Raw genomic sequence first — 12591 nt, forward strand, 5'->3', positions numbered from 1 at the left:
TTTTTGGGCGAGTTAAAAATTTTTAAGCTAAAAATAGTAAGATAATAACGCAAATCAAAATTTAAAGGAGCGATATGAAAACGAATGTAAAATTTTTACTAGCCGCGTGCGCCGCGATGCTAATAACCGGCTGCGCAACGGAGAGATCGCGCGTGGTTGAAACACCAAAAGTCCAAACCCTAAACACTAACTATCAAGGACAAAAGATAGCCGTTTCAATCGGCCGATTTAGCAACCAGTCCTCATACCAAAACGGCGTATTTTCAGACGGCGAGGACAGACTAGGCAACCAAGCCCAGACCATCCTCATCTCAAATTTACAGCAAAGCGGGCGCTTCTCGGTGCTTGACCGCAGCAACATGCGCGCCATCAAAGAAGAAAGCGCGCTAAACAAAGAGGCGCAAAACATCAAGGGCGCAAGATACGTCATCACGGGCGACGTGACGGAGTTTGGCCGCAAAACTACGGGCGATCACCAGCTTTTCGGGATACTTGGCAAAGGCAAAACGCAAACCGCCTATGCGAAGGTAAATCTTAACGTCGTGGACGTGAAAAACTCCGAGGTGATCTACTCCACTCAGGGCGCGGGCGAGTATGAACTATCAAACCGCGAGGTGCTGGGATTTGGCGGAAGTGCCGGGTATGATTCGACGCTAAACGGCAAGGTGCTAAGCCTAGCCATCATCGAAGCCGTAAACAACCTAACGCGCGGGCTTGAAAGCGGCGCTTTTAACGCGAAATAAGGATAAATTTTGCGCTTTAAAACTCTAGCAAATTTCGCGCTCGCCTCCGCCGCCGCCCTGCTGCTCTCTGGCTGCGCGGACGACTCGCCTAGACAGCTATACTACTGGGACGGCGCCTACACGAGCTCGGTCTACGAGTACCTAACCGAAGAAAGCGACGCGGGCGCGCAGATCGCCGCGCTCGAGGAGAGCCTGCAAAAAGCTTATCAAAGAGCCGCCAAAGCTCCGCCCGGACTACACGCGCATCTAGGTTTGCTCTATCTTTCGCAGGGAAACGGGGCTAAATTTAAAGCCTACGTCGAAAAAGAAGCCGAGCTCTATCCCGAGTCGCGCGACTACGCGATGTTTTTGCTAAATCAAAATAGCAAAACTCGGGGCGCGGCGGGCAAAACCGAGGCAAATTTAAGCGAGCAGACGAAGGAAAAACCAGGCGCAAGCGAGCCGAATTTAAGCGACAAAGGCTCAAATTTAGGCGAGCAAACGAGCAAGCAAAATTTAAAAAACAAGCAAGCAAAACTAGCCAAAACGAGTAAGAGCGCAAAAGGAAGCCAAAATGAAAAATAAAATAAAATCGGCGCTTCTTTGCGCATTTGCGGTGCTGTTTTTGGGAGCGTGCGCAGGCTCGCAGCCCGAGGTTTACGACTATTCTGCGTTTTTACAGACTAAGCCTCGCTCGATCGTCGTCATGATGCCTACCAGCGACTCAGCCGAGATTAAGGCCTCCGCAGCGGTGCTGGCAAACGCGCTTTATCCGCTTAGCGAGGCGGGGTATTACGTATTTTCCCCCGCGCTCGTAAACGAGACCTTTAAAAACAACGGCATCTACGACGCTGGAGAGATCGCGCAGATCTCTACGTACAAGCTAAAGCAGATATTTGGCGCCGACGCCGCGCTCTACCTCAACGTCGCGGACTACGGCACCTCGTATATGCTGATTAGCAGCGTCACGCGCGTGAGCGTAGCGGCGACTCTAGTAGACCTAAACACGGGCGCCGTGCTCTGGCAAAAAAGTGCCACTGCGGCAAACGACTCCGGCGACGGCGGCGGCAACCTCATCGGCATGCTAGTCTCCGCGCTAGTTAAACAGATCGCCGACTCGGTCTCGGACGCTAGCTTTGACCTCTCGGCGCGCGCGGACGCGATTTTGTTTAGCACCGACTGCCGAGACTGCTTGCTCTACGGCCCGTATTCGCCGCGCTACGGCCAGGATAGACAGCTTGGCGGCGGCAAATAAATTTTAAAAAGGACGAAAATGAAACTAGCCGAGGCGCTGATACTGCGCGCCGACATACAAAAACGCATCGAGCAGCTAAAATCAAGGCTCGCGGACAACGCAAAGGTGCAAGAGGGCGAAAATCCCAGCGAGGAGCCAAAGGTGCTGCTAGCCGAGCTAGACGCACTCACGGGTGAGCTTGAGCGCCTAATCGTTCGGATAAATTTAACCAACTGCACCGCAAAAGCGGACGGCAAAAGCCTAACCTAGCTAATCGCCAAGCGCGACATACTCACGCTAAAAGCAGGCGCGCTGCGGGCTTTCGCACAAGCTGCCGCGCAAAAAGTGGAAATTTATTCGCGCAGTGAGATTAAAATTTTAAGCACGGTCGACGTCGCGGCGTTGCAAAAGCAGGTGGACGAGCTAGCAAAGCAGATCAGGCAGCTTGATACGACGCTGCAAGGCGCGAACTGGCAGACCGATCTGATCGAAAGCTAAAAGCGTAAAATTTAGAAAAATTTCGGGTAAGTATCGCAAGAGGCGAGTACAAAACTCACCTGCGAAGCAGGTTTATGGCAGCGCTCGCGGAAACGGGCGCACCCCTTTTACGATTTATTTTCAGTAAATTTACAAGGGCAATGTGACTACGCAATGTAACTACCGCGTACTGATCTAGCGATACCGAGGGCGGGAACGGGGAAATTTAAAAACGAAATTTTGATTTTAACGGCGCGATTTGTGGGCACGCGGCAAAATTTAGCGGCGATTTTGGCGGGTTTGACGCTCAAATTTTGCGTTAAATTTAGGCGCGCTTGCCATTTTGCATTTTAGCTGCGAGCGTCAAATTTTACAAAAATCATAAAATTTAGCCAAATTTAAAGGATGAAATTTGAAATTTAAAACCTTTGCGCTGGCGGCCGCGTTTTGCTTTGCAACCGGCATACATGCGGAGCTTGCGATAGAAGCGAATTCCATAAATTTTAGAAAAACGAGCAGCACGGAGCTAAATCTCGCGGACGCAAAAGACGCCAAATTTCAAAACGCACGATTTCAAAGCGCAGATATCGCAGCGCGCGGCACAAACTCGAACTCATCGCAAAAAACGACCCTCATCGACGAAGCGAAAAATTTCTACCGCGTGGACGAGCTGCTGTTTCGCAGCGCTCAGCTTGACGGAAGCTACGCCGCAAAGCTGCATGAGCTAGGCATCAAAAGCATCGTAAATCTGCGCCATTTCAGCAGAGGCGGCGACAAAAGGGCGTTTGGGGATCAATTTTGGCTCGCAAATAAGCCGCTTCAAAGCCAGGAGTAAGCCCGCGCAGATAGCGGACGTCTTGCGCACCATTCGCGAGCGCCAAAAGGAGGGCGCCGTGCTCGTGCACTGCTATCACGGAGCCGATCGCACTGGACTTGTGGTGGCGATGTACCGCGTGATCTATCAGGGCTGGAGCCTGGATGCCGCGCGTAGCGAGATGATAGAGGGCGGATACGGCTTTCACTCCATGTGGCAGGATATCGCGGGCTTTTTGACGCCGCAAAACGAAGCGCTCGTGAGGGCTGAGCTAGGAATTTAGACGAAATTTCGCCCGTCCGCCAAATAATGTAGATTTTATAAAAATAAGCGCTGCGGATTTAAATCTATTTCAAATTTGCCATATAATAGCATTAAATTTTAGAGTCGCAAGCAAAAAACGATCTTGGTTTAGCAAGCCAAACGCAATCTTTGCTCGCGACAACTTTGTGGCACATAAAAACAGAGAAATTTTAACTTGCCGATCAAAAAAAGCGAGCCAAAAGCCTAATGGCGGCAGTTTTTGCAGTCCTTTACGGTCACTAGCACATTCATCTTTTCGATAAAATTTCCGAGCTTTCTCTCCAAACTTTCCTTGTACTCGCTCAGCGCCTCGCAGAAGTTATAGTCCTCGACGTGTCCGCAGCTCTCGCATACGACGTGGATGTGCGGGTAGCTAAAGATATCGTAGCGCGCCTTTTGGTTCGGCATATTGACCTCGACGACGAGCCCCTCGTCTTTGAGCATATTTAGGTTTTTATACACCGTCGCGAGCGATACGGACGGGTTTTCGGCGCAGATCTCCTCGTAAAGCTCATCGATCGTCGGGTGCGTGTGGCGATCGAGGATCTTGAGCACGCTGAGGCGCTGCGGGGTGGCTTTGAGGCCGTGATTTTTGAGAAGTTCCATATAGTTCATCGTTTTTCCTGATATTTTTTAGCTAAATATACAAAAATTTTATTTAAAACTTCTTTATAGTTGGTAATATAAATTATTATTTACTAAAATTTGTGTCATTTGTAGTCAAATTTATGCTTTTTGCGAGTTTAAGCGCTATACTCAAGGTAAATTTTAGACGTTTGGTTTTAAATTTACCCTACCGAATTTAGCGTTTTGGGGCATAAATTTGAAGGCGACTTAAATTTGACGTTTTGCTCGCCGAATTTAAATAAAAATCCGGCTTTTTAATACGGCGTAAATTTTGCTATCGATCGTTGCAACCGATCGCCGCTTATAATCGCCGCCGTAAAATTTATTTTTGTCGGTTGCGGCGATACAGCAGCGTTTTAGATACGGCTACGTTTTTTTTCGCATTTTTGAGTTTTCGCTAATTGCGATTTTAAATTTCTATGCCTTGCCGCACGGCTAAATTTATGAGCAAAAATCTGCTTAAATTTTACCTTTTTGATAAAATCAGCGTCCAGTCAAGCACTGGCGCCAAATTTAAGCGTTTTATAGACGGTAAAAACGAAAGTCTGCAATGTTTTTTAGCGATTTTATCCTAGGGCGCAGCGAGCAAAACAAACCTTATCGCAAAAGCCTATCGCGGCTCAAATTTAACCCAAAATTCACTCGCAAGCCAGCCCGTAAAAAAGATAAACGAAGATAAAAATCAATAAAACCGGCTTGATGCGCGCAAATTTGCCCGTGCCGTTTAAGACACGGTAAATCAAAGTAAGAGCGGCGAGAAAGTATAAAAAGGTTTGTTTCGCTCAAATTGTTCGCCTTTTCCGCCAAAATACGCTCGCCAAAACGCACAAGAACGCTTCAGCTCAAATTTAATCCGCCGTTTCGGCTAAAATTTTCTCGCAAACGCTTGCCGCATCGATACCAAGAGCCTTCTCGACATCAGCCGTAGCGCCGTGCGGGATAAACGCGTCGTCAAACTCAAAGCTAACGATGCGCACGTCAAAAATGCGCCGATCCTGCAAAAACGCGGCCAAAATCTCGCCTACGCCGCCTTTTTTTGCGGTATCGGAAAAGACGTACCAAATTTTATGCTTGCGCGCGAGCTCTTGCAAAAGTTCGCCGTCAAGCGGCTTAACAAACACTAGATCAACGAGGCTCGGGTCAAATTTGCCGTTCGTTTTTTCTAGTAAAATTTTGCGCGCGGCGTTTGCTTTGCCAACGGCGTTGCCATAAGCGATAAAGGCCGCTTTACCGCCGCCCTCGACCAAGATTTCGCCCTTTCCGAGCTTTAGCTCTCGCGCCTCAAATTCGCCCTGCGCCAGCGCAAAAGCTCCGCGCGGATAGCGAAAAGCGCAAGGCCCCTCGTGAGCGTAAGCGTAGCGCATCGTAAGCCTAAAACTATCGGCACAGCGAGGCGCGAAAATCGTCAAATTCGGGATCAAATTTAGATAGCTCACGTCAAACGCGCCCTGATGCGTCTCGCCGTCCTCGCCGACGATACCCGCGCGGTCCATCGCAAAGACGACGTTTAGGTTCATGATCGCGCAGTCGTGCACGACCTGGTCAAACGCCCGCTGCAAAAAGGTCGAATAAATCGCGATAAACGGCTTAAAGCCCTCCTTGGCCATCGCGGCCATAGAGGCGACGGCGTGCTGCTCAGCGATCGCGACGTCCCAAAATCTATCCGGAAACCTCTCCATCAAAGCGTCTATGCCCGTGCCCGTAGGCATCGCGGCGGTCACTCCGACGATATTTTTATGCTCGCTAGCTAGCTCGGTCAAATTTTCCGCAAAGAGCGCGGTGGCCGATTTGGCGGCTGATTTTTTGATGGCTTCGCCGCTTTGCAAATCAAACGGACTCACGCCGTGCCAGCTGGCCAGATGCCCCTCGGCCTTTTCGTAGCCTTTGCCTTTTAGCGTCTGCGCGTGCACGACGACGGGCTTTTTCATACCTTTTGCGACGCTAAAAGCCTCGATGAGCGCCCCCACGTCGTGGCCGTTTACGGGGCCAATATACTCGAGTCCTAGCTCCTCGAAAAACATCCCGGGCGTAAATATCCTGATGCCCTCCTCCATCCTACGCGCCATGTATGCGGCGCCGTCGGGCATATAGCTCAAAAATTTCTCTACGCGGCTTTTAAACTTCTGATACAGCGGCCCGGCCATCATCTGCGAGAGGTAGTTGCTAAAGGCGCCGATGGGCTTGCTGATGCTCATTTCATTGTCGTTTAGAACGACTACGCAAGGGTTTTTGATATCGCCCAGTTCATTTAGCGCCTCGTATGCGATGCCCGCGCTCATCGAGCCGTCGCCGATAAAGGCCACGGGGATGCGATCCTCGCCCTTTAGCTTGATCGCCTTTGACGCGCCCACTGCTAGCGAGATAGAGGTAGAGCTGTGCCCCGCGATAAAGTAGTCGTATTTGCTCTCGGAAGGCTTGGTGTAGCCGCTGATACCGCCGAATTTTCTAAGCGTATCAAAATTATCCCAGCGTCCGGTGATTAGCTTGTGCGCGTAGCTTTGGTGGCTAACATCAAATATAAACGGATCTTTTGCAGCATCAAAAACATAGTGCATCGCGACGATAAGCTCGACTGCGCCGATGTTTGAGCTCAGATGCCCGCCGTTTGCGCTGACGGTTTGTAAAATTTTATCCCGGAGCTTCCCGCAAAGCGCCTCGAGCTCCTGCACGTTCATAGATTTTACGTCTATCATTGTCCTATTATCTTTTTGATTTTTTCTAGTCTAGCTTCGATCGTGCCCTCGAGGTTGCCCGCATCGCTGAGCACGATCGCTCCGCCCGCGCTGATAGCCTCGTCGGCGGAGATTTTGACGTTTTGTCCGGAGAAATTTTCTTTGATAAACTCGTAATCTTTCGGATTTACTTTAACCTGCACCTCTTTAGCGTCTCTTATCTCGCTAAAAAGCTCTTTGCAGATAGCCGCGGCGATGTTTGCCGAATTTAGCGAAATCTCTTTTTTCACGACCTCTTTTGCGACCTCGACTGCGGTGGTAGGCAGCTGCGCTTCGCTAGATGCGATGAGGCTTTCAAATTTAGCCGCCTGCTCTTCTAGCTTATTTATAGATCCCAGATACCTGCTCTCAAGCGCTTTTAGCTCCTCGTCGAATTTAGCCGCCGCATCGTCTCTACCCTGTTTTATGCCGTCCTCTTTGGCGCGCTGGACTTCGCTCTCTAAACGCTTGGCGAATTCGCTTTCTTGATGTTCGATTTGCATTTGCAGCTTTATCATACTGCCGCTCATCTCGTCGGTGCGCTTTAGTAGCTCCTCGATAAAGCTTGGCTCGGGCTTAAAATGCGCGCCTTGCTCTTTTTCTTCGCTTAAATTTAAGCCATCTTGCTCGCCGCTTAAAGCTCGCTCGTGTTGATGTTCTGACGCGCGCCGAGTTTCGCTCTCGTGAGCTACGTGCGCATCCTCGCTTCTTTTTTCCTGGCCTAAAATTTTAAATCGATAGTTTTCTACGAAGTGCTCTTTTGAGCGCTCATTTGTTATTACGCTGCTTTTCATTCTATCATCTCATCGGCTTCGCCTATTTGGAATGCCCCGCCCTCGGCTAGGGCTTGGACCTGTTCTACGATGCGGCGCTGCGCCTCTTCGACATCTTTTACGCGCACCGCGCCCAAAAACTGCATCTCCTCTTTAAATGCTTCGCTGGCGCGCTGAGACATACTTGAGAGGAATTTCTCTTTAAGCGCGTCTCCACTGCCTTTTAGCGCGACCATGAGGTCTTTTTTATCGACGTTCTTAAGTATCTCGCGGATAGCGGCTTGGTTGAGAGTGTTGATATCCTCAAACGTAAACATAAGCTCTTTGATCGTCGTAGCGAGTTTGTCGTCGATATCTTCGATGTATTCGATCGTTGCTTTGGACGCCTTTTGACCGAGGCGGTTTAACACCTCTGCCACGGCTCTTGGTCCGCCGACTTCGACCTTGTAGGACGTGAGGCTCTCTAGCTTGCCCTCAAGCACGGTTGAAACGCGCTTGATGATGGACGGGCTGATATCGCCTAAATTTGCCATCCTAACGACGACCTCGCTTCTAAGCTCGTCGTTAAAAAACGAAAGCGTCTCGGCTGCGCTGGTTGAATCCATATGCGCCAAAATAAGCGCGATAGTCTGAGGGTGCTCGGTCATGATAAAGTCCGCAAGCTGCTGAGGCTTGACCTTAGTAAGATAGCCGAAGCTTTTTGAGTTTTCCATACTTTTTGCGAGCTTATCGAGGATCTTTTGCGCGGTTTCAGGACCGAAGGTGCGGTATAAAATTTCTTTCGCGTACTCTAAGCCGCCGCTTCTCATGTATTGATTTGACTGCATGAGAGCGTAAAATTCTTCTAAAACAGCGGCTGCCACGTTTTTATCCATACTTTTTGCGGTAGCTATGTAGCGCGAAATTTCGGTTATGACGTCAACTTCCATATGAGAAAAGAGTAGAGTCGTGACGTCCTCGCCCAGCTGAATAAGCAAAATAGCGATCTTTTCGGGCATAGAAAGATCGTCATACACCATCTTTTGCTGTTCGTTTAGCTTTGTTGCCATTAAAAGTCCTTACGGTTGCTAAAATCCGAGTCGTTTTTGACTAGGTCTTGTAGCAAGACGGCGATCTCCTCGCTTCGCTCTTGCACGATTAGTTTCATCTTCTCTAGCAATACGTCGTAGCGTAGATCGTCCTCGTTAAAGTTATCGCCGATACCCAGCTGCTCCTCGACCTTTTTCCTAGCGGCTTGAAATTTCTCCAGCGTATCTTCGCTGTCGTCAAGCTGAATGTCGTTATCAGGTATCTCGGGCTCTTCCTCTTTGATCTCCTCAAGCATCTTAGCCATAAACGGCACGATGACTTTTTTGTAGAATATATAAAGCAAAATCGCGGCGAAAATATACTTTAGGATCGGTAAAAACGGCACTACGTAAAGATCGAAAAAGGACTGAACCTTGCCCGCAGGCGTCTGTCCGTCTTGACGCTGGAACTCAAAGTTGCTAACCGTAACCTCGTCGCCTCTGTTTTGATCAAAGCCGATAGACTGACGGATGAGAGCGTCGATGCGCGCCAGCTGCTCTTTATCAAGCGGCACGTAGGCTACCTCTTTGGTCGGATTTCCGTTTTCGTCTTTTTTATTTTCGTACTTTCCGTCCACCACGACAGCGGCGCTTAGGCGGTTTATCTTAGCAAACTGATCCTTGACGCGCTCGACTTTTTTTGAGATTTCATAGTTTGTCGTGGATGAGCTTTTTGAGTATAGCTCTTTCATTTTACCGTCTTGCAAGCCTTCGACCGGACCGATATTGCTAACAGCTCCGGGCACGCCTTGCACTTCGGCTTCTTTACTGCCTTGACGCTTTTCTTCGACATTTTGCTCGCTTCTAGCTACGGAATTTGGATCAAAGGTCTCGCTTTGGCTATCTTTTCTAGCAAAGTCGAAATCTATGGTGACTTTGGCTACGACCTTATCCGAGCCGCCCACGATAGGCGATAGGACGTTTATGATCTTTTCTTCGAGATTGTGCTCGGCGTCGCGTTTATAGCGGATTTGTTGCGTGATCTGATCGCTATCGTATTCGCCGTCCTCCTCGCCAAGCGGCACCCCGTCTTGGCTCACGATTTTTACCTGCTCGGGTTTTAAATTTGCCACCGCGGCCGCGACTAAATTTTTAATGCCCGTGATTTGTTTTAAATTTAAACTCTGCCCGTCTTTCAAATTTAACACGATAGAGGCGCTTGGAGGCGTAGCTCTCTCGGTAAAAAGAGTTTCTTTGGGTATCGCGATACGCACGATGGCTTTGTTTATCGGCGCCAGGCTTTCGATCGTGCGGGCTAGCTCACCCTCTAAAGCACGCTGAAATTTAACCTTTTGCTCGGCATCCGTCGCGCCAAATTCTTGCTTATCGAAAATCTCAAATCCAACCTTACCGTCCTTTAAAATCCCAAGCGATGCGATTGAAATCCTCTCACGGTAAACGTCCGAGTTTGGCACCAAAATCGTGCCCTCGTTTACAATTTTATACTTTACCTTATCTTTTTCAAGCTGCTGAATAATTAACGCAGAGTCCGCGGCTGAGGTGTTTTCAAATAGTACGCTATAACCGTCGTAGTTTTCGTTTGAGCTTTTGTAAATGCTCAAAAACACCAAAAAACCGACCACGAGTATGATCGAGCCCGCGGCGACTAGGCGCTGCCTTAACGAGAGATTGTGATAGACCTGGCCGATTTGCTGAACTGCGGTTTTAAAATCCATTTATTTTAAATTTTCCTCGATTTGTTTTAAAACTACGTCGTTTTGACTAGGCAGTCCGATCGTTATGCGAACCGCGTTTAATCCGTAACCTTTTAGATCACGTAAAATTATACCTTTTTTTAATAGATTTTGAGCAAGCTCGCTCGCGTTTTGACGCTCAAACTCAAAAACGATAAAATTCGTAAAGCTCGGCAAATGCTTTATACCATGAAGCTCGGCAAATTTTTCATACTTTTTCATCTCTTTAAAATTTGTTTCAAGCGTCATTTTTACGAACTCTTCGTCTTTTAGCGCCTCGATAGCCGCTTTTAAGCTAAGCGTCGTTATATTAAAAGGTGCTCTTAGTTTGCCCAGCTCGCTCATCACGCTTTCTTCGCCGATGCCGTATCCTACGCGCATACCGCCAAGACCGTAAGCCTTAGAAAACGTGCCCAGATATATCGCGTTTGGAAATTTAGCTATGAGCCCCTTCGGCTTTATCTCTTTTTTCGCATCTTTAAATTTAGCAAACTCCTGATACGCACCGTCGATAACCACGAGCGTATCGGCGTCAATCTGCTCTAGAAATTTATAAATTTCCTCGGCGTCTAGGCAGCCCCCTAGCGGATTATTCGGTACACACAAAAATATCACGCCGATCTCGTCTTTTTTAGCCTTGTAAATTTGCAAAAACTCGCCTAGATCATGCTCTTTACTCTTTGTTTTAAAGGCCTTTGCACCCGCTGCTTTAGCGTAAATTTCATACATAGCAAATGTTATGCCCGCGGTTAAAATTCCCCTCTTTGCGTTCGCCTTTGCGTGCACGGCAAATTCTATTATCTGATCGCTTCCCGAGCCTATTACGATAGATTTTTCGCTAACACCGAATTTACTCGCTAGCGCAGCCTTTAACTCGAAGTAACTATCATCGGGGTAGAGATGCATTTTATTTACTATCTCGCCGACTGCTTTTACTACCGCAGGGCTCGTACCGTATGGATTTTCGTTGCTGGCTAGCTTGATGACGTCTTTTGCGTCGATGCCGTATTCGCGCACGACTAGCTCGATAGGTTTGCCCGCTTCGTAGCTTACTAAATTTGCCAAATTTTCGTTAAATTTCATCTCACTCCTCCCACGCGACGTAGCTTCCCAGCCACGCGATCTCGTGGCCGTAGCTTATCGCTTTTTGTATCGCTTTTTGGACGTTGTCGTCGTCGATGTGCCCCTCGAAATCTATATAAAAATTCGCCTTAAATTCGCGCTGTTTTATCGGGCGGCTCTCTAGTTTGGTTATGTTTATACCCTCGTCTCTAAAGGCTAGTAGCAGCTCCACTAGCCCGCCCGGACGATGCTCGGTCTTTGCTAAGATTGAGGTTTTATTTCTTTGCGCGCGCTCGTTTTTAAAATCGCTTAATATAAAAAATCTCGTGCGGTTTGCGGCGTTGTCCTCGATAGTCTCAAACAAGATCGGCACGCCGTAAAGCTTGGCGGCGATCTTGGAGCAGATGGCTGCGGAGTTTGGCTCGCTGCTAGCTAGCTGCGCAGCCTGCGCGGTTGATTTTGCCGGGATAAACTCGACTGATGAAAGCATATGATCGTCTAAAAATTTGCGGCACTGATTGTAGCCTTGCGGGTGCGAGTAGATGCGCTTAATGTCTTTTAAATTTTCGCATTTGCTCGCAAAAATATGGTGGATATCCATGTAAATTTCGGCTACGACCTTGACGCTATCAAACCGTCCAAGGCAGTCTAGCGTCGCGCCTACCGCGCCTTCGGTGTTATTTTCTATCGGCACGACGCCGTATTTGGCCTCTTTGTGCTTTAGTTTCGTAAAAACCGCCTCGATGCTAGCTAGCGGCAGATACGCGCTCATCGCGCCAAAACGGCTCTCGGCGGCTTGGTGCGTGTAGGTGCCTTCAGGCCCCAGATAGGCGACTTTTTCGGGCATCTCGAGGTTTCTACTGACGGCGAAAATCTCAAGATAGATCGCCTCGATCGCGGCCTTGTTTAAAAACGCGGAGTCTTGCCCCTCAAGGCGGTTTAGGATCGCTCTTTCGCGCTCGGGGCGGTAGATCGCGCTGCCGCTGGTTTGCTTTAGCTCGCCGATCTTTCGCACGAAATTCATGCGTTCGTTTAGGCGCTTTAGCACCTCGTCGTCGATCTTATCTATCTCGTTTCTAAGGTCGTTTATGTTTTGCATTTTCGCTC

Annotated in this window: 12 protein-coding genes and 1 pseudogene; 6 read left to right on the forward strand and 7 right to left on the reverse strand. The window is 48.8% G+C overall.

Annotation, left to right across the window (positions count from 1 at the left end):
* Positions 1 to 74 precede the first annotated feature (74 nt).
* From H7R39_RS03620 to H7R39_RS11230, 6 genes and pseudogenes are all read left to right on the forward strand, one after another.
* Positions 75 to 743: a CsgG/HfaB family protein gene (locus H7R39_RS03620; RefSeq protein WP_009495029.1), complete on the forward strand. Its 669-nt coding sequence runs from the start codon at positions 75 to 77 to the stop codon at positions 741 to 743.
* A gap of 9 nt (positions 744 to 752) precedes the next feature.
* On the forward strand, positions 753 to 1307 hold the full coding sequence (locus tag H7R39_RS03625) for a DUF4810 domain-containing protein (protein ID WP_185898000.1): 555 nt from the start codon (positions 753 to 755) through the stop codon (positions 1305 to 1307).
* Positions 1297 to 1977, forward strand: a complete 681-nt coding sequence (locus H7R39_RS03630; protein WP_185898001.1) for a DUF799 domain-containing protein — start codon at positions 1297 to 1299, stop codon at positions 1975 to 1977. Before H7R39_RS03625 ends, H7R39_RS03630 begins: the two co-directional genes overlap by 11 nt.
* An 18-nt stretch (positions 1978 to 1995) precedes the next feature.
* Positions 1996 to 2454, forward strand: a pseudogene (locus H7R39_RS03635) (DIP1984 family protein).
* A 391-nt stretch (positions 2455 to 2845) separates the two neighbouring features.
* The gene (locus H7R39_RS11225; RefSeq protein WP_228724715.1) at positions 2846 to 3268 is read left to right on the forward strand and encodes a protein-tyrosine phosphatase family protein; all 423 of its coding nucleotides are present in this window, start codon (positions 2846 to 2848) and stop codon (positions 3266 to 3268) included.
* A 22-nt stretch (positions 3269 to 3290) separates the two neighbouring features.
* A complete protein-coding gene (locus H7R39_RS11230) occupies positions 3291 to 3530 on the forward strand; it encodes a tyrosine-protein phosphatase (RefSeq protein ID WP_267454667.1) in 240 nt (79 codons plus the stop codon).
* A 224-nt stretch (positions 3531 to 3754) separates the two neighbouring features.
* Here the strand turns inward: H7R39_RS11230 and H7R39_RS03645 are convergent, their stop codons facing one another.
* The 7 genes from H7R39_RS03645 to pheA form a co-directional block, all read right to left on the reverse strand.
* A complete protein-coding gene (locus H7R39_RS03645) occupies positions 3755 to 4165 on the reverse strand; it encodes a Fur family transcriptional regulator (protein WP_002952362.1) in 411 nt (136 codons plus the stop codon).
* A gap of 860 nt (positions 4166 to 5025) precedes the next feature.
* Complete coding sequence (dxs, locus tag H7R39_RS03650) at positions 5026 to 6867, reverse strand: 1-deoxy-D-xylulose-5-phosphate synthase (RefSeq protein WP_185898484.1); 1842 nt, start codon at positions 6865 to 6867, stop codon at positions 5026 to 5028.
* Positions 6867 to 7682: a flagellar assembly protein FliH gene (gene fliH / locus H7R39_RS03655; protein WP_185898002.1), complete on the reverse strand. Its 816-nt coding sequence runs from the start codon at positions 7680 to 7682 to the stop codon at positions 6867 to 6869. The genes dxs and fliH overlap by 1 nt, the downstream gene beginning before the upstream one ends.
* Positions 7679 to 8710, reverse strand: coding sequence for a flagellar motor switch protein FliG (gene fliG / locus H7R39_RS03660; protein WP_002952357.1), 1032 nt, complete (start codon positions 8708 to 8710; stop codon positions 7679 to 7681). The genes fliH and fliG overlap by 4 nt, the downstream gene beginning before the upstream one ends.
* On the reverse strand, positions 8710 to 10404 hold the full coding sequence (gene fliF, locus H7R39_RS03665) for a flagellar basal-body MS-ring/collar protein FliF (RefSeq protein ID WP_185898003.1): 1695 nt from the start codon (positions 10402 to 10404) through the stop codon (positions 8710 to 8712). The genes fliG and fliF overlap by 1 nt, the downstream gene beginning before the upstream one ends.
* Positions 10405 to 11505 carry a histidinol-phosphate transaminase gene (hisC, locus tag H7R39_RS03670; RefSeq protein WP_185898004.1) on the reverse strand — a complete coding sequence of 367 codons (1101 nt, stop codon included), beginning with the start codon at positions 11503 to 11505 and terminating at the stop codon, positions 10405 to 10407.
* A 1-nt stretch (position 11506) separates the two neighbouring features.
* The gene (pheA, locus tag H7R39_RS03675) at positions 11507 to 12583 is read right to left on the reverse strand and encodes a prephenate dehydratase (RefSeq protein ID WP_185898005.1); all 1077 of its coding nucleotides are present in this window, start codon (positions 12581 to 12583) and stop codon (positions 11507 to 11509) included.
* Between the last annotated feature and the right edge of the window lie 8 nt (positions 12584 to 12591).

This window comes from Campylobacter massiliensis, assembly GCF_014253065.1.
Classification (GTDB): Bacteria; Campylobacterota; Campylobacteria; order Campylobacterales; family Campylobacteraceae; genus Campylobacter_A; species Campylobacter_A massiliensis.

Bases quoted from the DNA above. Each gene is read 5' to 3' on its own strand.
- H7R39_RS03620 (WP_009495029.1), top strand. From the start codon at position 75: ATGAAAACGAATGTAAAATTTTTACTAGCCGCGTGCGCCGCGATGCTA.
- H7R39_RS03630 (WP_185898001.1), top strand. From the start codon at position 1,297: ATGAAAAATAAAATAAAATCGGCGCTTCTTTGCGCATTTGCGGTGCTG.
- H7R39_RS03645 (WP_002952362.1), bottom strand. From the start codon at position 4,165: ATGAACTATATGGAACTTCTCAAAAATCACGGCCTCAAAGCCACCCCG.
- fliH (WP_185898002.1), bottom strand. From the start codon at position 7,682: ATGAAAAGCAGCGTAATAACAAATGAGCGCTCAAAAGAGCACTTCGTA.
- fliG (WP_002952357.1), bottom strand. From the start codon at position 8,710: ATGGCAACAAAGCTAAACGAACAGCAAAAGATGGTGTATGACGATCTT.
- fliF (WP_185898003.1), bottom strand. From the start codon at position 10,404: ATGGATTTTAAAACCGCAGTTCAGCAAATCGGCCAGGTCTATCACAAT.
- hisC (WP_185898004.1), bottom strand. From the start codon at position 11,505: ATGAAATTTAACGAAAATTTGGCAAATTTAGTAAGCTACGAAGCGGGC.
- pheA (WP_185898005.1), bottom strand. From the start codon at position 12,583: ATGCAAAACATAAACGACCTTAGAAACGAGATAGATAAGATCGACGAC.